The sequence below is a fragment of the Kosakonia arachidis genome (genome assembly GCF_900116535.1).
Classification (GTDB): domain Bacteria; phylum Pseudomonadota; class Gammaproteobacteria; order Enterobacterales; family Enterobacteriaceae; genus Kosakonia; species Kosakonia arachidis.
Genome location: NZ_FPAU01000004.1, coordinates 321,575 through 340,692 on the forward strand (window position 1 = coordinate 321,575; position 19,118 = coordinate 340,692).

The following is a 19,118-nucleotide window of genomic DNA, read 5'->3' on the forward strand; positions in this document are numbered from 1 at the left end:
TCTTACTCCATCATCTTCTCAATGGGCAGAACCAGGATGGAGCTGGCGCCTAGCGCTTTGAGTTTTTCCATCGTTTCCCAGAACAGGGTTTCGCTGCTCACCATGTGCATCGCCACGCGCTGCTGGTCACCCGCCAGCGGCAGAATCGTCGGGCGTTCGGCTCCTGGCAGCAGAGCGACAACTTCTTCCAGACGTTCGCTCGGCGCGTGCATCATGATGTATTTCGATTCGCGGGCCTGAATAACGCCCTGGATGCGGGTCAGCAATTTATCGATCAATTGCTGTTTGGCGTCGCTCATCTCGCCGTCACGCTGGATAAGGCACGCTTTCGAGCGGTAAATCACTTCGACTTCGCGCAGACCGTTGGCTTCCAGCGTGGCACCGGTTGATACCAGGTCGCAAATCGCGTCGGCCAGACCAGCGCGCGGAGCGACTTCAACAGAACCGTTCAGCAGACAAGATTTGAAAGAGACGCCTTTCTGATCCAGGTAGCGTTTCAGCAGGTGCGGGTAAGAGGTGGCGATGCGTTTGCCATCCAGCGCGTCCGGGCCGTTCCAGGTTTCATCCACCGGCGTGGCCAGCGACAGGCGGCAGCCGCCGAAATCGAGACGGCGCAAGGTGAAGTAGCGCGGATCTTCGCCCTGAGCACGGCGGTTCAGCAACTCTTCTTCAAGCACGTTCTCGCCAATAATGCCCAGATCGACGACACCGTCCATTACCAGCCCCGGAATGTCGTCATCGCGTACGCGCAGAATATCGATCGGCATATTTTCCGCCAGTGCGATCAGACGCTGCGTGTGCAGGTTGATCTTAATGCCGCAGCGGGCCAGAAGTTCGCGTGAGTCATCGCTCAGGCGGCCGGATTTCTGAATAGCTATGCGTAAACGCGTGTTATCTAACATTCTGTTGTCCTCTTTATCCTGCTGAATTTGGTTCAAAAAAAAGCCCCCGGAAGAAGATCTTCCGGGGGCTTTCTCTGCATTCATGCACCACTGGAAGATCCAAACGTCTTCCAGCACACATCGCCTGAAAGACTAGTCAGGATGATGGTGATGATGGTGGTGTTTAAACTGAACGCGGGTCATAAAATTCTCAATGAATGCTTATTCACATAATGTTGATTAACCTAAACCACTTTAGCTGACAAACGCAAGGGCTTTTTTTAATCATTCATTCATTTCATATACATTGTATGAATTGTCAGTTGTCGCTGGCTGGCGTAGCCTTTAAGCGTCAGGTGCCGGAAAGGGAGGAGAGGAAGCATGAAAAAGGTCGCTATTGTCGGGTTAGGATGGCTGGGCATGCCGCTGGCATTATCATTAAGGGCGCGAGGCTGGCATGTGACCGGCAGTAAAACCCGCCCCGATGGTGTGGAAGCAGCGCGTATGTGCGGCATCGAAAGTTATTTGCTGAACCTTGAACCAGAACTAGTCTGTGATGCGGATGACCTCGACGCGCTGATGAATGTTGATGCGCTGGTGATTACGCTTCCTGCGCGGCGCAGTGGGCCTGGTGATGCGTTCTATTTGCAGGCGGTGCAGGAAATTGTTGATAGCGCACTGGTGTGTCGTATTCCGCGCATCATCTTTACCAGTTCGACATCTGTATATGGCGATGCTGCTGGCGTCGTGAAAGAGAACACGCCGCGTAAGCCGGTAACGGCCAGCGGACGGGTACTGAAAGAGCTGGAAGACTGGCTACACAATTTGCCAGGGACTTCCGTTGATATTCTGCGCCTGGCGGGGCTTGTCGGGCCTGCGCGTCACCCGGGGCGATTCCTCGCCGGAAAAACCGCGCCCGACGGTCAGCATGGCGTTAATCTGGTGCATCTGGAAGATGTCATTGCGGCTATCACGCTACTGTTGCAGGCGCCAAAAGGCGGGCATATCTACAATCTTTGTGCAGCCTCTCATCCCTCGCGGGAAAGCTTTTATCCGCAGATGGCGCGTCAGCTTGGACTGGCGCCGCCGCATTTCCTCGAACCCACGTCGCAGGATAGGGGCAAAGTGATTGATGGTAGCCGGATTTGTAATGAGCTGGGCTTCGAATATCTCTACCCCGATCCGTTTAATATGCCGCTGGCGTGAATTTTTTGTGCAAAAAATGCTATTAGTATGATTAATAATTGATCTAATGATTAAAAATCAATCAGTTAGACATCATTAATCTCTGCGGCGGCCAGCACTGTATTGTCATTGTGCCTCAATCTGGTGCAGAATACGCCGCTGCAAAAATAGAGAGTAACCGACCTTAATCCGTCGGTTATTTTTTTTGCGGGCAAAAACGTCATTCAATACAAAGAGGCCGGGCTTCGTACCGGATAGATACACATTTAAAAACCGACAGTCGTTGTCGCTGAGGAAAGAATACAAATGGGGCAATTTTTTGCTTTTGCGGCGGTATATACCGTTCTGGGGGATAACCATGTCGCATAACGTTACTCCAAAAACCTCTCGCGTGGAATTACGTAAGACACTTACGTTAATTCCGGTTGTAATGATGGGCCTTGCCTATATGCAGCCAATGACGCTGTTCGATACATTTGGTATCGTCTCTGGCCTGACCGATGGTCATGTCGCAACTGCTTATGCGTTTGCGCTGGTCGCAATCCTCTTTACTGCGTTGAGCTACGGTAAGCTGGTGCGGCGCTTCCCGTCCGCAGGTTCTGCATATACCTATGCGCAGAAATCTATTTCTCCGGCTGTCGGCTTTATGGTCGGCTGGTCATCGCTACTGGATTACCTGTTCATGCCGATGATCAACATTCTGCTGGCGAAAATTTACTTCGAAGCGCTGGTGCCGTCCGTGCCCTCGTGGATCTTCGTGGTCGCGCTGGTGGCTTTCATGACCATCTCTAACCTGCGCAGCATCAAGACCGTGGCGAACTTCAATACGCTGATCGTGATCCTGCAAATGGGGATCGTCTCGGTCATCGTCGGCCTGATCATTTACGGTGTTTCACACGGTGAGGGCGCGGGTACGCTGGTCAGTTCCCGTCCGTTCTGGTCTGAAGGCGCGCATGTGGTGCCAATGATCACTGGCGCGACGATTCTGTGCTTCTCGTTCCTGGGTTTTGACGGCATCTCTTCTCTTTCTGAAGAGACCAAAGACGCTGAACGCGTGATCCCGCGTGCTATCTTCCTCACCGCGCTAATTGGCGGCGTGGTGTTTATCGCGGCATCTTACTTCCTGCAGCTCTACTTCCCGGACATCTCCCGCTTTAAAGATCCGGACGCTTCCCAGCCAGAAATCATGCTGTATGTTGCCGGTAAAACCTTCCAGTGGGGCGTACTGATCTTCTCCAGCGTTACCGTACTGGCTTCCGGTATGGCGGCACATGCGGGTGTCTCCCGTCTGATGTACGTGATGGGCCGCGACGGCGTATTTCCGTCCCGTTTCTTCGGATATGTACATCCGAAATGGCGTACCCCAGCGTGGAACGTCCTGCTGGTCGGCGCGATTGCACTGCTGGCGATTAAATTCGATCTGGTAACGGCAACGGCGTTGATTAACTTTGGTGCGCTGGTGGCATTCACCTTTGTGAACTTGTCGGTGATCTCGCAGTTCTGGATCCGTGAAAAACGCAATAAAACGCTGAAAGATCACCTCAACTACCTGGTTCTGCCGGTGTGCGGTGCGCTGACGGTGGGTGCGCTGTGGATTAATCTCGAGCAGAGCTCGATGATCCTTGGTCTTATCTGGGGCGCGATCGGCTTAGTCTATCTGGCCTGTGTCACCCGCAGCTTCCGCAACCCGGTGCCGCAGTACGAAGATATCGCGTAAATCGCTTTACGTGGAGACAAAAAACCGGAGGTCTGGGCCACCGGTTTTTTTATGCTTTCTGGTCAGGCTATTCGTGCTCAGACAATCTCTTGCGCATATTGCCACAGCGCTTTCAGCAGCGCCTGTTTCTCACTGTTACCGTCGTGCTGCTGGAACAGCGCCTGGATTTGGTCGGCGTACTGTTGCAAATACTCCGGCGTGAAGACATTACGGCGATGCTGCAACCAGCGCTGCTGCTCGTTTTCATCCAGCGTGCCCGGGAAGTTGCGTGCCCGGTAGTTAAACAGCAGCTTTTCAATGCGCCCGTCGGCAAAAGTAATATCGAGCGCGGGCAGGTTACGTGGCTCGGTTTCGAGCAGGATTTTCATCGCTGCGCGGTCGGCATCGCTGAAAAAACCGTTGTAGATCTGCGTATCAACATTCTCTGACGGCACGAAGGGTTCGGCTTCGGCAAAAATAGCCAGCACTTTTTCCCGCACCTGCGGGTTATCACGCAGAATTTGCAGGTTATCAAGGCACTGCTGGCGGTTAATACCCAGCCGCTCGGCATCCTGCGGACGCAGCGTATTGGCCTGCGCCAGCACCGGGCATTTATTCAGATGTACCAGCTTCACCGGCACCGCCGCGCTCTCGCCAAGATCCGCTTTCGGCGTATACAAACGCTCGCGCAGCGCATTGGCATCTAACTCCAGCAGTGGCGACATATCGCCTGCGAGATCCACCATGATCACCGCGTTGCGGTTCTCCGGGTGCCAGGCCAGCGGTGCAACCCAACTGGTATTACCGCGCCATGCGCCGAACATGCCGGAAACGTGCACCAGTGGCTTCATTTGCGGAACATCAATCAGTGCCGCCAGCTTCTGCTTGTTGCGATGGCTATAGAGATAGTCAAACAGCTTCGGCTGTTTTGCTTTAACTAACTGCGCCATCGCAATGGTGGCATACACATCGGCCATCGCATCGTGGGCATTGCTGTGTTCGATACCGTTGGCTTTCGTCAGATGCTCAAGGCGAAAACTTGGCAGGCCGTCGTCGTTCTCCGGCCAGTGGATGCCGTCCGGGCGTAGGGCGTAGCAGGCGCGCATCACATCCAGAAGATCCCAGCGCGAGTTGTTGTTCTGCCAGCTCCAGGCGTAGGGATCGTAAAAGTTGCGATAAAAGATATTGCGCGTGACTTCGTCGTCAAAACGCACATTGTTGTAACCGAGTACGCAGGTCTTCGGTACGGTAAAAAGATCGTGAATACGCCGGGCGAACGCAGCCTCATTCTCGCCTTTGGCTCGAGCAATTTGCGGTGTGATACCGGTTATCAACACCGCTTCAGGCTGCGGCAGGTAATCATCCGCCGGTTTACAGTAGAAAACTTCCGGCTCGCCGATGACATTAAAATCGGCATCAGTACGCAGCGCGGCGAACTGCGCCGGGCGATCCAGCGCCGGGCGGGTACCGAAAGTCTCATAGTCGTGAAAGAGAAAAGTGGGCGTTGCTGCGGAATCAGACACCAGTTGCTCATCCTGTCAGTAAATATGTCGCTTATGGTAAACCATCCCGCCCTGTGTGCCGAAGAAAAAACCGTCACTGTTCCACAGAACCTCGCAAAAACAGCGTGTTAAAACTGATCTATGTCACATTTTATTGCAATTTAACCAGGTAACGACACACGAAGTTCCGTAAAAAGGACGACGATTTTAGATGCTATTGAGGATATTTCATTGAAACGCCGTTTGTTTGCTGCTTCTTTGCTGGCGATTTGCGTACATAACGCCCAGGCCGACGACTTACCTTTTGCCCCACAGCCACCCGCTATTCAGGCTGGCTCCTGGGTATTGATGGATTACACCACCGGGCAAATCTTAACTGCGGGCAACGAGCATCAGCAGCGTAATCCGGCGAGTTTGACCAAACTGATGACGGGCTATGTGGTGGATCGGGCGATCGACAGCCATCGTATCAGCGCGGATGATGTCGTGACGGTGGGTAAGGATGCGTGGGCGAAAGGCAACCCGGTTTTTGATGGTTCATCCCTGATGTTCCTGAAGCCCGGCGACCACCTGACCGTGCGCGATTTGAGCCGTGGTTTGATTGTCGATTCAGGTAACGACGCCTGCGTGGCACTGGCGGATCATGTTGCGGGCGGCCAGCAACAGTTTGTCGCTATGATGAATGATTATGTGCAGAAGCTGAATTTGCGCGATACCCACTTCGAAACGGTCCATGGGCTGGATGCACCAGGTCAGCACAGTTCGGCCTACGATCTGGCGGTGCTGTCCCGTGCCATCATTCACGGCGAGCCGGATTTCTACCACATGTATAGCGAAAAAAGCCTGACGTGGAACGGTATCACCCAGCAAAATCGTAACGGGTTATTGTGGGACAAAACCCTTAACGTCGATGGGCTGAAAACCGGTCACACTTCAGGTGCGGGCTTTAACCTGATTGCCTCCAGTGTTGACGGTCAGCGCCGTCTGATTGCAGTGGTTATGGGCGCAGAGAGCTCGAAAGGCCGTGAAGATCAGGCGCGCAAATTACTGCACTGGGGACAACAAAACTTCGATACTGTCGAAATTTTGCGTAATGGCAAAAAAGTCGGCAATGAGCGCGTGTGGTACGGCGATAAAGAGCAGATTGCGGTTGGTACGGATCAGGATCACTGGCTGGTGCTGCCAAAAGCCGAAGTACAGAACGTCAAAGCGAAGTATGTGCTGAGCAGTAAAGAGCTGGATGCGCCGCTGGCTGCACATCAGCAGGTGGGAGAGATTCAACTCTACGATCGCGACCAACTGATCGCTCACTGGCCGCTGGTCACCCTGGAAAGTGTTGGTAAAGGCGGCTTGTTCTCGCGTCTGAGCGACTGGCTACATCATAAAGGTTAACGCGCGTGCGGGCAGAGTGGCGGTGATGCGACTCTGCTCGCATAATTGATGACTCTGACATGCCAGGCGATCGTCGGAACGCTATGCTGTATAAACAAACAGTGATGCTAAGGGAGTCAACATGAGCTACAACGTAACGCAACTCGAAAAACGGCGTATCGCCGGGTTCCATCTGGTCGGCCCCTGGGATGTGACGGTGAAGCAGGGCTTTAAACAGCTAATGATGTGGGTCGACAGCAATAAGATTGCACCGCTGGAATGGGTGTGCGCCTATTACGATAACCCTGACGACGTGCCGCCGGAAAAGCTGCGCGCTGATGTTGCCATCACTGTTGATGCCGCTTTTCAAATCCCGGCAAATAGCGAAGGCGTGATCCTCACAGACATTCCGGGCGGCCAGTATGCAGTGGCGCAGGCGAGGGTGTACAACGAAGAGTTCGAAGCGTGCTGGGATCTCTTTTTTGATGAGTTGCTTAGCGATCAATCTGTGCAAATTGCCGCGGGTCCCTGCTTTGAAGTTTACCTGAACGATGCTCAACAGGATGGTTACTGGGAAATCGACATGCATATCCCGGTTGAGCTGAAAAATCTGTAAGCGATAAATTAACCAGAAGAGGTAACAGAGAAGCACTGTCGCCTCTTTTTTTATCGCAGAGGGTGCTATCTGAGTCCGAAAAATCCTACAATTGCGCCTTTGTCGGTTCAATCGGGGGAAGCGACTGTGCGTCGCGACAAATCACTCAGTCCTTTCGAAATTCGTCTTTACCGCCATTATCGTGTCGTACACGGTGTGCGTATCGCGCTGGCTTTTATTCTGACCTTTTTGCTGATCCGTCTGCTGGCGGTGCCAGAAGGAACCTGGCCACTGATCACGCTGGTGGTGCTGATGGGGCCGATCTCCTTTTGGGGAAATGTGGTTCCGCGCGCATTTGAACGCATTGGCGGCACAATTTTGGGTGCAGCGCTGGGCCTGGTGGCATTAAAACTGGAGCTTCTCTCGCTGCCCGTGATGCTGCTGTGGTGCGCGGTAGCCATGTTTCTCTGCGGCTGGCTGGCGCTGGGCAAAAAGCCTTACCAGGCGCTGCTTATTGGCATTACGCTATCGGTGGTGGTTGGCGCGCCAGCAGGTGATATGCATACCGCGCTGTGGCGCAGCGGCGATGTTATCATCGGTTCGTTGCTGGCGATGCTGTTCACCGGCATCTGGCCGCAGCGGGCATTTTTGCACTGGCGTATTCAGATGGCCAACTATGTTACCGCCTTCAACCGCGTTTATCAGGCGGGTTTCTCACGTAACCTGGTTGAACGACCACGGCTGGAAAAACATCTGCAAAAAATCCTCAACGACGTGGTAAAAATGCGCGGACTGATTGCGCCCGCCTGCAAAGAAACACATCTGCAAAAGGCGATTTTCGAAGCCATCCAGACCGTCAGCCGCAATATGGTCTGCATGCTGGAGCTGCAAATCAATGCGCACTGGAGCTCACGTACCAGCCATTTTGTGATGATCAACGCGCATACGTTGCGGGATACGCAGTTAATGACTCAGCAAACGCTGCTGACCATTGCGCATGCGCTGTATGAAGGCAACCCGCAACCGATTCTGGCCAATACTGAAAAGCTCAATGAGATTGTGGCGGAATTGCGCCAGTTGAGCAGCGAGCATAAAGGCGATGCGCTGGCTGAAACCTCGATTCATGGTTACGTCTGGTTGAGCATGGAGTTAGCCCGTCAACTTGAATTGCTGTCACATTTGATCTGTCGGGCGTTGCGCAAATAACGGCCAGATAACTGCATACCGTTGTTGGGTTGTTTCGATTCAGCTACATTTACGGTTATGATAGCCGACAGGAAAAACCATTGTCTTATGCGGCCACATTGGGTAGGTTTGCCTCTAAGATGGTTGCTTTAACGAATCCGAATCTCACATTATCAGGGGTGTAAAAATGGAAACAAGTAAGCCTTCATTCCAGGATGTTCTGGAGTTTGTGCGTCTGTTCCGCCGCAAAAATAAATTGCAGCGCGAAATCCAGGACGTGGAGAAGAAGATCCGTGATAACCAGAAGCGCGTGCTGTTGCTGGACAACCTGAGCGACTATATTAAACCAGGGATGAGCATAGAAGAGATCCATGGCATTATCGCCAGTATGAAGACCGACTACGAAGATCGCGTGGATGATTACATCATCAAAAATGCCGAACTTTCAAAAGAGCGCCGCGAAATCTCCAAAAAACTCAAAACCATGGGCGAACTGAAGCCAAGTGAGCCAAAAGCGGAATAACACCTCCAGCGAGCGGTGAGAGGTGCGCCTCTCACCCTTCCAGTACGCCTCCTGCCACCATTTTCAGCAGATAATTTTGCGGCCAGTGCGCCGTCAACCCGGTCTCTTTCAACATCCGGCGAACGCTTTCTACATCATGGCGCTGACTATCAAGCAACAGCCCGACCACGCTTCCGCTGTGGGCAACATTCAGTCCATACAGATCGCAACGCTCCACCAGTTCTATCAGAGCGGGAAACGCGGGTTTCGGCAGCAGCACCTGACTGGCAATCGCGCTTAACATCGCGGCTTCTCCCAGCCGCGCGGCATCATTTTCCACGCAAGCCTGCTGCAACAGGCACCATGCTTTATCCAGTATGAGGGCATTTTCCAGCAGTGCCTGCTGGCGCGGCAGACGATGATAAGCGGCCGTGGTCAAGGTTAGCGGACTTTCAAGCAGCAGCACGTCACACTCCGGCAAACCGCCGCAGGTAATCTGTGTTGCAGCGGTATTGTGATCGAACAGCGTCAGGCGAGAAAAGAGGGTACTGTCGGTCGGTTCCAGCGCCACGCACAGTTGTGCCAGCGTTTTCTCATCCAGCGGTTGCTCAAGATGACGGGCCGTTGCCATAGCGGTGGCGGCAATATCCGCAGTGCTGCTGGCCATGCCTTTGGCCATGGGAATGGTAGATCTGCACTCGATGCGCAGTGTGTGCGTCAGTGTTGCAGGTAACTGCCAGTGCGCCAGTAACTGATTAACCATACGACGCGTCAGCGGCCGTTCATTCACCTGAGGTTTGCCGTACGTTACTTCGACACTGCTGTACCAGTCCACCGGGCAGGAGACCAGTTTTTCACCTCCCAGGATCCAGCCCTGGATTATTTCACCGCACGATGCGGGACAATGCGCCAACGCCACGCTGTCACTCCCTTCACAATCAAAGCCCGGATAGTGTCACTTTGACACTGCGAACGCCAGAATTCACTACCTCTCACGGTACAATCAACGCAGGGGCATGAACTCAGCGGCCCCGCTATTTATCCAATGCCTTTCGCCAGATCTATTAACTGATTCCGCAAGAGTTTCGCCTGCAAAATAATGCAAATTATGAGGGCGGTTAAATTTCCGTTAACAATATTTTGTTATTCCGAATGGGTCTGAGAACTGTCTGCAGCCTTAATATGCAAGGGTTTGATGAAAAGGGTGCGCAACAAATTGTCATAGCGCAACAAATTATTGTTTACCCAACTATAAACTGAACCCGTTTTTATTCCCCTGCTGCGATATAGTGCGCTCAGGGAAAATCAGGGCAATAATGACGAGCCGTGATTAAAAATCTATCAGGTTTGCCGCAAGTGTTTTTGCGGCTGGGAAGGGGGTGTCAATCCCCCGCAGCCCCCGCTGCTGTGATGCTGACGACCCCGTAATCGCCACTGATCGTAAGATTGGGAAGGACGGGAGAGGATGACGCTAAGCCAGAAGACCGGCCTGATGGACATTATCAACAACTTCGGTGGGAAGTGGGTTGCTCAGTCGCGTACGGTCGAAAGACCGGGTCAACACGCGTCCTGGCTCCGTTCTTCCTGACCGCCACGGGGTTACCGGAATGTCAGACAGACGCAGCGCCTTTATCCTTGCCGGAACCGGCAGCGGCTGTGGGAAAACGACCGTCACGCTCGGATTGCTCACCTTACTGCAACGTCGCGGTTTACGTGTCCAGCCCTTCAAAGTGGGGCCGGACTATCTCGACACCGCCTGGCACAGTGCCGTTACCGGCGTGGCTTCCCGCAATCTCGACAGCTTTATGCTACCGCCGCCGGTGTTAAATGCGCTGTTTCGTCAACATTTCGCTACCGCCGATGTTGCTGTGATTGAGGGCGTGATGGGGCTCTATGATGGCCACGGCTCCGACCCCGACTATTGCAGCAGTGCAGCGCTGGCAAAACAGCTTGCGGTTCCGGTGATCCTGCTGGTCGATGGCAAAGCCGTATCCACCTCCATTGCCGCCACGGTCATGGGATTTCAGCACTTTGACCCGCAGTTGCACATTGCCGGAGCGATCGTCAATCGGGTAAACAGCGATAGCCATTTTCAACTGCTGAAACACGCTATTGAGCATTACTGTCACTTACCGGTGCTGGGGTATGTTCCCGTTTCTCCGGGCGTAGCGCTGCCGGAACGGCATCTCGGTCTGGTCACTGCTCGCGAGTCGGTTGTCGACGCGCAGCCATGGCATGACTTTGCCACACGCCTGGAACAGACCCTTGATATTGACCGCTTACTCGCCCTGAGTCAGACAACCACGCTGCCACAGGGAAAGCTTCCTGCCATGCCCGCGCCAGCGGCGGGAGCAGGGTTGACGCTGGCGCTGGCCGACGACGAAGCCTTCAACTTTTACTACGCCGATAATCTGCAACTGCTTGAATACGCCGGTGTGCGCATCGTGCGTTTTAGCCCGCTGCACGACCATGAATTGCCCACATGCCAGATGCTATGGCTGGGCGGCGGTTATCCGGAGTTGCACGCGCGTGCATTGTCGGCAAACCAGTCGATGCGGGATGCCATTCTCGCTGCGCACCAGCGTGGCGTGGCGATCTATGCCGAATGCGGTGGCCTGATGTATCTCGGCGATACGCTGGTGGATGCCACAGGCGATGAGTGGCCGATGGTTGGTGCTATCCCTGGCCACAGCCGGATGAACAATAAGCTCACCCGCTTTGGCTACTGCGAAGCCCGCGCAACGCAGCAGACCTTACTTGCTGCCGAAGGGGAAACCCTGCGCGGCCACGAGTTTCACTATTCTGATTTCACCCCGTGTGGCGATGCCGTGCTGGCGTGCCATAAAACGCGCGATGGCGAAGTGCTGAAGCGCTGGCAGGGCGGCTGGCAGGTGGGTAACACCTTTGCCAGCTATTTGCATCTGCATTTCGCCCAGCGTCCAACGATGCTGGAACACTGGTTCGCTGCAGCAAGGAGTGCGTCATGACGCTGCTGGCCTGGTGTTTCGCATTTCTACTCGATCGCATACTTGGCGACCCGCCGCACTGGCCGCATCCGGTGCGTTGGATCGGCGCACTGATCAACCTCGTGCAAAGTGCCGTCCGGCGTGTGTGCCGCAGCGATACTGCATTGCGCATCGGTGGCGGCGTGATGTGGCTGCTGGTGGTGGGTATCACCTGGAGCGTTGCCTGGGGAGTGCTCGTGCTGGCGCGGACAATGAATCCCTGGTTCGGCTGGTGCGTGGAGGTCTGGATGATTTACACCCTACTTGCCACACGTTGTCTTGCGGATATGGCACGGGAAGTGGAGCAGGCGCTGCGCTTCGGTTCTCTCGCCGAAAGCCGCGAAAAGCTGTCGTGGATTGTCGGTCGCGATACCGCGCAGCTCCAGCCGCCGCAAATCACCCGCGCGGTAGTGGAGACTGTCGCGGAAAACACCGTCGATGGCGTGATTGCGCCGCTGTTCTTTTTATTGCTTGGTGGCGCGCCGTTGGCAATGGCTTACAAAGCGGTCAATACCCTGGATTCGATGGTGGGCTACAAGCATGAAAAATACCGCGCAATCGGCATGGTCAGCGCACGACTGGATGATGTTGCCAATTTTATCCCGGCGCGTCTGAGCTGGCTGTTACTCAGTATGGCGGCATGGCTCGCAGGTCATCACGTGGGCAATGCACTGCGTATCGGTTTTCGTGACCGGCGCAACCACAGCAGCCCCAACTGCGCCTGGCCGGAAGGAACAGTTGCCGGGGCACTGGGCGTGCGCCTTGGCGGGCCTAATGACTACTTCGGCCAGCGGGTCGAAAAACCGTGGATTGGCGATGATCTCCATGCCATTACACCGGATGACATTCCCCGCACCATTCGCATGATGTGGCTTGCCGCCACGCTGGCGCTGGCGCTGTTTGCGCTGATACATCTTGCCCTTGCGGGCGCATAAGGATAAAGACGATGGATTATTTGCAGCAACCGCAGGCTATTGAAGCCAAAAGTTTCGTCATTATCGGCGAGATTATCCAGCAAACCCGCCCCGATTATTGTTTTGCCAGTCCACTGCATGAGGCGGTAATCAAACGGGTCATCCACACTACCGCTGACTTCGACTGGCTTGATATTTTGTGGTTTTCCGATGATGCGCTGCAACATCTGTGCGGGGCGATAACGCAAGGCTGTACCCTTTATACCGACACCACGATGGCGCTCTCCGGCATTAACAAGCGGTTGCTGGCGCAATCCGGCGGCGAAGTCCGTTGCTACATCTCCGATCCCCGGGTGGTGCGCAAAGCCAAAGAGGAGGGGATCACCCGCTCGATGGCGGCGGTCGATCTGGCGCTGGCAGAAGCGGAAGCAGAAGAGAAAATTTTTGTTTTTGGCAATGCGCCTACAGCGTTATTCCGCCTGCTGGAACACAAGGTGCCGGTCAGCGGCGTGGTTGGCGTGCCGGTCGGTTTTGTCGGTGCTGCAGAATCGAAAGAGGCGTTGGTCGAGAGCGGTTTGCCCACCATTGCTTCGCGAGGTCGCAAGGGCGGCAGCAATGTGGCTGCGGCGATTGTTAATGCGCTGCTCTATCACTTGCAGGAAGCGCAATGAGCCAGACCTTCGACGATCCGGTGTGGCACAACGGCAAAGCCCTGCGCAAAGGCTATACCACCGGTTCCTGCGCCACCGCAGCGGCAAAAGTTGCGGCGTTGATGGTGCTGCGTCAGCACATCATTCACCAGGTCTCAATTGTCACCCCTTCTGGCGTCACCCTGCATCTGAATGTGGAATCGCCGCACATTGAAGGCCAGCAGGCGATTGCCGCCATTCGCAAAGACGGCGGCGACGATGTGGATGCCACCCACGGCATGCTGATCTTTGCCCGCGTCACGCTCACCGATGATGACCGGATTGTTCTGCGCGGCGGTGCAGGCGTCGGTACCGTCACCCGCAAAGGTATTGGTCTGGCGGTGGGGGAAGCAGCTATTAACCGCACTCCGCGCCAGACCATCGAAGCCGCCGTGCGTGAAGTGATTGGCCCTACGCGCGGTGCGCAGGTGGAAATTTTTGCCCCGGAAGGCGAAGAGCGAGCGAAGAAAACCTATAACGGCAGGCTCGGCATTATCGGCGGTATTTCGATTATTGGTACTACCGGTATCGTGACGCCGATGTCAGAAGAGAGCTGGAAACGCTCGCTGTCGCTGGAGCTGGAGCTGAAGCGCGCGGCCGGTATGGATCGGGTGATTCTCGTCCCGGGCAACCACGGCGAGCGCTTCGTGCGTGAGCAGCTTGGCGTCTCCGGCGAGCGGGTAGTGACGATGAGCAACTTTGTTGGCTACATGATTGAAGAGGCGGTACGTCTGGGCTATCGGCAGATCGTACTGGTCGGCCATCCCGGCAAGCTGGTGAAAATCGCCGCCGGCATTTTTCATACCCACAGCCATATCGCGGATGCGCGGATGGAGACGCTGGTCGCACACCTGGCGCTGCTCGGCGCACCGCATGATCTGCTGCTGAAGGTCAGTGACTGCGACACCACCGAAGCGGCAATGGAGTACATCGACGCTGCCGGGTTCAGCCATCTTTACACGCATCTGGCGCAGCGAATCTGCCTGCGCATCGCGCAAATGCTGCGTTTCACGCAAGACCCGCCGCAGTGTGATGCGGTGATGTTCTCTTTTGATAACAACGTGCTGGGCGCGAATCGCCCAATTGAAGAGATTGTCGGAGAGCTGAAATGTTAACCATTGCCGGCATGGGACCGGGTAACCTCGCACTGATGACGCCGCAGGCACTGGAGGCCGTGGCGCAGGCAGACGTGCTGGTCGGCGGCAAACGCCACCTGGCACAGTTTGCCGATTTTTGCGGTGAAGTCCGTGTTCTGGATGCCGACATCCCCGGCCTGTTAGCGTGGCTTGAGCAACAACAGCAACAGCAACGGCGCGTGGTGGTGCTGGCTTCCGGCGATCCGCTGTTTTACGGCATCGGCACCCGTCTGGTCGCGCATTTTGGTATCGGGCAGTTGCGCATTATTCCCGGTATTAGCGCCGTGCAGTATCTCTGCGCACGCACGGGCATCGATATGAATGATATCTGGCTCACCAGCAGCCACGGGCGGGTAGTGGATTTCGACGCGCTGGCCCGGGCGCGCAAAGTGGCGATGGTCACTGACGCAAAGTGCGGGCCAAAAGCGATTGCCGAGGCATTGATGGCGCGCGGTACAGAAAAGTGCTGGTTGGTGATCGGGGAAAACTTAGGGCTCGACGATGAGCGCATCCACCGGCTGCGTCCGGCGGAAGTACAGGCCGAATATGCGATGAATGTGGTGGTGATCCTCAATGAAAGATGAGCGGTTTATCCGTGGTGAAAAGGTGCCAATGACCAAAGAGGCAGTGCGTGCACTGGCGCTGTCGAAGCTGGAATTGCATCGTGCGCAGCACCTGATCGATATCGGCGCGGGTACCGGTAGTGTCAGTATTGAAGCGGCGCTGGCACATCCGGGCTTGCAGGTCACCGCCATCGAGCGTAACCCGGCGGCGTTAAGCCTGCTGGAAGAGAACTGCCTGCACTTTGGCTGCCACAATATCGCCATCGTCACCGGTGTTGCGCCACTGTTTGTCGATCGGCCTGCCGATGCGGTGTTTATGGGCGGCAACGGCGGCAACCTGGCGAAACTGATTGACTGGTCGCTGGTGCAGCTTAACCCCGGGGGGCGGTTGGTGATGACCTTTATTTTACAGGAGAACCTTAATAGCGCGCTCTCACACCTGCACACCCTGCGGGTTGCCGCGCTGGATTGCCAGCAAATCCAGACCTCCCAGCTTACCGGGCTGGGCAGCGGCCATTACTTCAAAGCGAATAATCCTGTCTTTTTGATTTCCTGCGAAAAGGAGAAGCCGCATGGCTGATAACGCTGATGCACAAACGGTCTGGTTTGTCGGTGCCGGGCCGGGCGACCGTGAACTGATCACCCTGAAAGGCTACCGGCTGTTGCAACAGGCTCAGGTGGTGATTTACGCCGGATCGCTCATCAACACCGAACTGCTGGAGTATTGCCCGGCTGACGCGGTATGTCATGACAGCGCCGAACTGCATCTTGAGCAAATTATCGACCTGATGGAAGACGGAGTAAACGCCGGGAAAGTGGTGGTGCGCCTGCAAACCGGTGATGTTTCGCTTTATGGCTCCGTGCGTGAACAGGGTGAAGCGTTGACCCGGCTCGGCATACGCTGGCAGGTGGTGCCGGGCGTCAGCGCCTTTCTCGGCGCGGCGGCAGAGTTGGGCATTGAGTACACCGTACCGGAAGTGTCGCAGAGCCTGATCATTACCCGCCTGGAAGGGCGTACACCTGTACCAGAGCGCGAGCAGCTTGAATCCTTCGCCCGCCATCAGACATCTATGGCTATCTACCTTTCCGTACAGCGCATCCACCGCGTGGCGGAGCGTTTAATTGAAGGCGGCTATTCACAGACCACGCCGGTGGCGGTGATCTACAAAGCCACATGGCCACAGAGCAAGACGGTACGCGGCACGCTGGCTGATATCGGCGACAAAGTGCGCGAAGCAGGCATCCGTAAAACCGCACTGATTCTCGTTGGCGCATTTCTTGGCGAGGAGTACCACTACTCGCGGCTTTATGCAGCGGACTTTAGCCATGAATACCGTAAAGCCTGAATCGATTGCGCTGTTCTGCCTGACACCGGGGGGCGTGGCGCTGGCAAGCCGTCTGAAAGCGGCGCTGCCGATGACCTGCTTTACCAGCGAGAAGCTGCTCACCGACGGCTTTCAGCCCTTTGAAGGCAGCTTTGCGCAGAGCCTGCGCGAGGCATTTTGCCACTACTCGGCGGTGGTGTTTATCGGCGCAACGGGCATTGCGGTACGGGCGATTGCACCGCTGGTCAACAACAAATTTCTCGATCCTGCGGTGATCGTTATTGATGAACGTGGCCAGCATGTGATCAGCCTACTTTCTGGCCACTACGGCGGCGCGAATGCGCTGACGCGTTATCTGGCGGGCGTACTGGATGCCGATCCGGTGATCACCACGGCGACTGACGTAAACGAACTGGCGGCGCTGGACACACTTGCCTGCCAGCTTGATGCACGGATGGAGGATTTTCGCGCGGCGGTAAAGACCATCAACCACATGCTGGTAAGCGGGAAACGCATAGGCCTGTGGTGTGAAGAGGGGTTGCGTGAGGAGGTAGCAAGCTGCGACACGCGTGGTTTTATCCCCGTCACGCGCCTTGATGTCCTGCCGGAGCTGGACGGGCTGGTCTGCGTGTCCACCCGTGCGCAACTGCCTGCGCTGCCCGTACCGGTGTTCAAACTGGTGCCAAAGCGTGTGGTAGCGGGGATAGGCTGTCGGCGCGATACGCCGTTTTCCTTGCTGTTGGCGTTATTGCAACGCCAGTTTCAGGCACAGGCATTTGATCCGCTGGCGCTGCGGGCGATTGGCAGCATCAACTTAAAGCAGGATGAGAAAGGGCTACTGCAACTGGCGGAGAGCCTGCGGGTGCCGTTTGAAATTTTTACCGTGCAGGTGCTGCGTCAGCACGAACATCGCTTTCCGACCTCGGAATTTGTCCACAAGAGAGTGGGCGTGGGTAGCGTTTCCGGCCCGGTAGCCTGGCTGATGAGCCAGGGGCAACTGGTCGGTGAGACCCTGCGAGAGCAGGGGGTGACAATTACTTTGGGAGTATCGCACTGATGTTGACGGTAATCGGGATTGGACCCGGCTCACAGGCAATGATGACCATGGAGGCCATTGACGCGCTACAGGCGGCGGAAATTGTGGTGGGCTACAAAACCTACACGCACCTCGTCAAAGCTTTCACCGGCGATAAACAGGTGATCAAAACCGGCATGTGCAAAGAGATTGAACGCTGCCAGGCGGCCATTGAGCTGGCGCAGGCCGGGCATAACGTGGCGCTGGTCAGCAGCGGTGACGCCGGGATCTACGGTATGGCCGGGTTGGTGCTTGAGCTGGTTAACAAGCAGCAACTGGATGTGGAAGTGCGGCTGGTGCCGGGTATGACCGCCAGCATTGCTGCCGCTGCGCTGCTGGGCGCGCCGTTGATGCACGATTTCTGCCATATCAGTTTGAGCGACCTGATGACGCCATGGGCGGTTATCGAAAAACGCATTATCGCGGCCGGTGAAGCGGACTTCGTTATCTGCTTCTACAACCCACGCAGCCGGGGCCGCGAAGGGCATCTGGCGCGAGCATTCGAACTGCTGGCGGCCAGCAAAAATGCCAACACGCCAGTGGGCGTGGTGAAATCTGCCGGGCGCAAGAAAGAGGAAAAATGGCTGACCACGCTCGGCGAGATGGATTTTGCACCCGTGGATATGACCAGCCTGGTGATTGTCGGTAACCGCGCCACTTATGTGCAAAACGGTCTGATGATCACCCCACGAGGTTACACCCTGTGACGGCAGGCAAAGTGCTGGTGATTGGCGGCACCAGCGATGCGCGGCTGATTTGCCAGCAATTGGATGAAGCCGGAGTGCGTTACACACTGTCGGTCGCCACGCCGACCGGCACGCAACTGGCAGGCAACATTCGCGGTCAGGTGCGCTGCGGGCGGCTGGAGATGGGCGAGATGGTTACATGGCTCAGACAGAACAACACGCGCTGGGTGATCGATGCTTCGCACCCCTACGCCGAAGTTGTCAGTCGCAATATTGCCCGCGCCTGTCACCAGGCGCAGGTGCTGCTGAGCCGTTATCAGCGTCCGGAACAACAGCCGGAGCTGCAACATCCGCTGTTGTTCAACGTCGCCACGCTGGAGGAAGCCTGCGACAAAGCCCGTCACCTGGGTGAGCGCATCTTGCTGACCACTGGCAGCAAAGATCTTGCGCGCTGGCGCGACGGATTGCCGGGGAAAACGCTGCTGGCGCGTGTTCTACCCGTGGCGGATGTGCTGGCGCAGTGTGCCGCGCTGGGGTTTGGCGTGGGAGAGATCTTCGCGCTGTGCGGCCCGTTTAGCGCCGAATTTAACGCCGCGTTTTATCGTCAGTACTGCGTTGAGGTGATGATCACCAAAGCCTCCGGCGCGGAAGGGGGTTATCTGGAAAAAGTACAGCCTGCGCTGGATGCTGGCATTCCGTGCATTGTGATTGCCCGGCCAAAACCGTTGGTTGTGGGCGACGAGTTACTTAACGGTCAGGATGCGTTTGCCGGACGTTTACAACGCTGGCTGGCGGCACAGTAAGGAGA

The 19,118-nt window shown here is 55.8% G+C and carries 21 protein-coding genes, 1 riboswitch and 1 other annotated feature; of the genes, 17 read left to right on the top strand and 4 right to left on the bottom strand.

The genetic code is table 11. The features are described from left to right. Positions 1 to 2 precede the first annotated feature (2 nt). Positions 3 to 902 carry an ATP phosphoribosyltransferase gene (hisG, locus tag BM427_RS16395; RefSeq protein WP_090123848.1) on the bottom strand — a complete coding sequence of 300 codons (900 nt, stop codon included), beginning with the start codon at positions 900 to 902 and terminating at the stop codon, positions 3 to 5. A 34-nt stretch (positions 903 to 936) separates the two neighbouring features. Beyond that, positions 937 to 1,059: a sequence feature (His leader region), on the bottom strand. Further along, positions 1,035 to 1,085 carry a his operon leader peptide gene (gene hisL, locus BM427_RS25430; protein WP_001364200.1) on the bottom strand — a complete coding sequence of 17 codons (51 nt, stop codon included), beginning with the start codon at positions 1,083 to 1,085 and terminating at the stop codon, positions 1,035 to 1,037. It overlaps the preceding feature by 25 nt. Before the next feature lie 177 nt (positions 1,086 to 1,262). Here hisL and BM427_RS16400 point away from each other — a divergent pair, with 177 nt between their 5' ends. The 3 genes from BM427_RS16400 to BM427_RS16405 all read left to right on the top strand — a co-directional run bounded on the left by BM427_RS16400 (position 1,263) and on the right by BM427_RS16405 (position 3,783). Further along, positions 1,263 to 2,087 (top strand): SDR family oxidoreductase, encoded by an 825-nt coding sequence (locus BM427_RS16400; RefSeq protein ID WP_090123295.1) that lies wholly within the window; start codon positions 1,263 to 1,265, stop codon positions 2,085 to 2,087. A gap of 285 nt (positions 2,088 to 2,372) precedes the next feature. Further along, complete coding sequence (gene yoeI, locus BM427_RS26365) at positions 2,373 to 2,435, top strand: membrane protein YoeI (RefSeq protein ID WP_139234432.1); 63 nt, start codon at positions 2,373 to 2,375, stop codon at positions 2,433 to 2,435. Next, positions 2,425 to 3,783: an APC family permease gene (locus BM427_RS16405; protein WP_167518570.1), complete on the top strand. Its 1,359-nt coding sequence runs from the start codon at positions 2,425 to 2,427 to the stop codon at positions 3,781 to 3,783. The genes yoeI and BM427_RS16405 overlap by 11 nt, the downstream gene beginning before the upstream one ends. A 77-nt stretch (positions 3,784 to 3,860) precedes the next feature. Here BM427_RS16405 and sbcB read toward each other — a convergent pair whose 3' ends face one another. Beyond that, entirely contained in the window at positions 3,861 to 5,285 is a 1,425-nt protein-coding gene (sbcB, locus tag BM427_RS16410; protein ID WP_090123297.1) for an exodeoxyribonuclease I, read from the bottom strand. Positions 5,286 to 5,495: 210 nt separating this feature from the next. On the opposite strand from sbcB, the gene dacD reads away from it, so the two are divergent. The 4 genes from dacD to BM427_RS16430 all read left to right on the top strand — a co-directional run bounded on the left by dacD (position 5,496) and on the right by BM427_RS16430 (position 8,938). Then, complete coding sequence (gene dacD, locus BM427_RS16415) at positions 5,496 to 6,656, top strand: serine-type D-Ala-D-Ala carboxypeptidase DacD (RefSeq protein WP_090123299.1); 1,161 nt, start codon at positions 5,496 to 5,498, stop codon at positions 6,654 to 6,656. 121 nt (positions 6,657 to 6,777) lie between these two features. Further along, positions 6,778 to 7,251 carry a DNA gyrase inhibitor SbmC gene (gene sbmC / locus BM427_RS16420; RefSeq protein ID WP_090123300.1) on the top strand — a complete coding sequence of 158 codons (474 nt, stop codon included), beginning with the start codon at positions 6,778 to 6,780 and terminating at the stop codon, positions 7,249 to 7,251. A gap of 126 nt (positions 7,252 to 7,377) precedes the next feature. After that, a complete protein-coding gene (locus BM427_RS16425; RefSeq protein WP_090123302.1) occupies positions 7,378 to 8,436 on the top strand; it encodes an FUSC family protein in 1,059 nt (352 codons plus the stop codon). A 166-nt stretch (positions 8,437 to 8,602) separates the two neighbouring features. Next, a complete protein-coding gene (locus tag BM427_RS16430; protein ID WP_139234425.1) occupies positions 8,603 to 8,938 on the top strand; it encodes a DUF496 family protein in 336 nt (111 codons plus the stop codon). Positions 8,939 to 8,969: 31 nt separating this feature from the next. On the opposite strand, the gene BM427_RS16435 is transcribed toward BM427_RS16430, so the two are convergent. Beyond that, on the bottom strand, positions 8,970 to 9,836 hold the full coding sequence (locus BM427_RS16435; protein ID WP_090123306.1) for a GHMP family kinase ATP-binding protein: 867 nt from the start codon (positions 9,834 to 9,836) through the stop codon (positions 8,970 to 8,972). A gap of 407 nt (positions 9,837 to 10,243) precedes the next feature. Then, a riboswitch (cobalamin riboswitch) is annotated at positions 10,244 to 10,424 on the top strand. A gap of 100 nt (positions 10,425 to 10,524) precedes the next feature. On the opposite strand from BM427_RS16435, the gene BM427_RS16440 reads away from it, so the two are divergent. The 10 genes from BM427_RS16440 to BM427_RS16485 are packed head-to-tail and all read left to right on the top strand — an operon-like array spanning position 10,525 to position 19,113. Beyond that, positions 10,525 to 11,904, top strand: coding sequence for a cobyrinic acid a,c-diamide synthase CobB (locus tag BM427_RS16440; RefSeq protein ID WP_090123308.1), 1,380 nt, complete (start codon positions 10,525 to 10,527; stop codon positions 11,902 to 11,904). Next, a complete protein-coding gene (cbiB, locus tag BM427_RS16445) occupies positions 11,901 to 12,857 on the top strand; it encodes an adenosylcobinamide-phosphate synthase CbiB (protein ID WP_090123310.1) in 957 nt (318 codons plus the stop codon). The genes BM427_RS16440 and cbiB overlap by 4 nt, the downstream gene beginning before the upstream one ends. Before the next feature lie 11 nt (positions 12,858 to 12,868). After that, positions 12,869 to 13,507, top strand: coding sequence for a cobalt-precorrin-8 methylmutase (locus BM427_RS16450; RefSeq protein ID WP_090123312.1), 639 nt, complete (start codon positions 12,869 to 12,871; stop codon positions 13,505 to 13,507). Further along, entirely contained in the window at positions 13,504 to 14,640 is a 1,137-nt protein-coding gene (gene cbiD, locus BM427_RS16455) for a cobalt-precorrin-5B (C(1))-methyltransferase CbiD (RefSeq protein ID WP_090123313.1), read from the top strand. Before BM427_RS16450 ends, cbiD begins: the two co-directional genes overlap by 4 nt. Continuing rightward, the gene (gene cbiE / locus BM427_RS16460; protein ID WP_090123315.1) at positions 14,634 to 15,245 is read left to right on the top strand and encodes a precorrin-6y C5,15-methyltransferase (decarboxylating) subunit CbiE; all 612 of its coding nucleotides are present in this window, start codon (positions 14,634 to 14,636) and stop codon (positions 15,243 to 15,245) included. Before cbiD ends, cbiE begins: the two co-directional genes overlap by 7 nt. Further along, positions 15,235 to 15,804 carry a decarboxylating cobalt-precorrin-6B (C(15))-methyltransferase gene (locus tag BM427_RS16465; protein ID WP_090123317.1) on the top strand — a complete coding sequence of 190 codons (570 nt, stop codon included), beginning with the start codon at positions 15,235 to 15,237 and terminating at the stop codon, positions 15,802 to 15,804. Before cbiE ends, BM427_RS16465 begins: the two co-directional genes overlap by 11 nt. Next, positions 15,797 to 16,570, top strand: a complete 774-nt coding sequence (locus tag BM427_RS16470; protein WP_090123319.1) for a cobalt-precorrin-4 methyltransferase — start codon at positions 15,797 to 15,799, stop codon at positions 16,568 to 16,570. Before BM427_RS16465 ends, BM427_RS16470 begins: the two co-directional genes overlap by 8 nt. Then, on the top strand, positions 16,551 to 17,606 hold the full coding sequence (gene cbiG, locus BM427_RS16475) for a cobalt-precorrin 5A hydrolase (protein ID WP_090123321.1): 1,056 nt from the start codon (positions 16,551 to 16,553) through the stop codon (positions 17,604 to 17,606). Before BM427_RS16470 ends, cbiG begins: the two co-directional genes overlap by 20 nt. Next, a complete protein-coding gene (locus BM427_RS16480) occupies positions 17,606 to 18,331 on the top strand; it encodes a precorrin-3B C(17)-methyltransferase (RefSeq protein ID WP_090123323.1) in 726 nt (241 codons plus the stop codon). The genes cbiG and BM427_RS16480 overlap by 1 nt, the downstream gene beginning before the upstream one ends. Next, entirely contained in the window at positions 18,328 to 19,113 is a 786-nt protein-coding gene (locus tag BM427_RS16485) for a cobalt-precorrin-6A reductase (RefSeq protein WP_090123325.1), read from the top strand. The genes BM427_RS16480 and BM427_RS16485 overlap by 4 nt, the downstream gene beginning before the upstream one ends. The last annotated feature ends 5 nt before the right edge of the window (positions 19,114 to 19,118 follow it).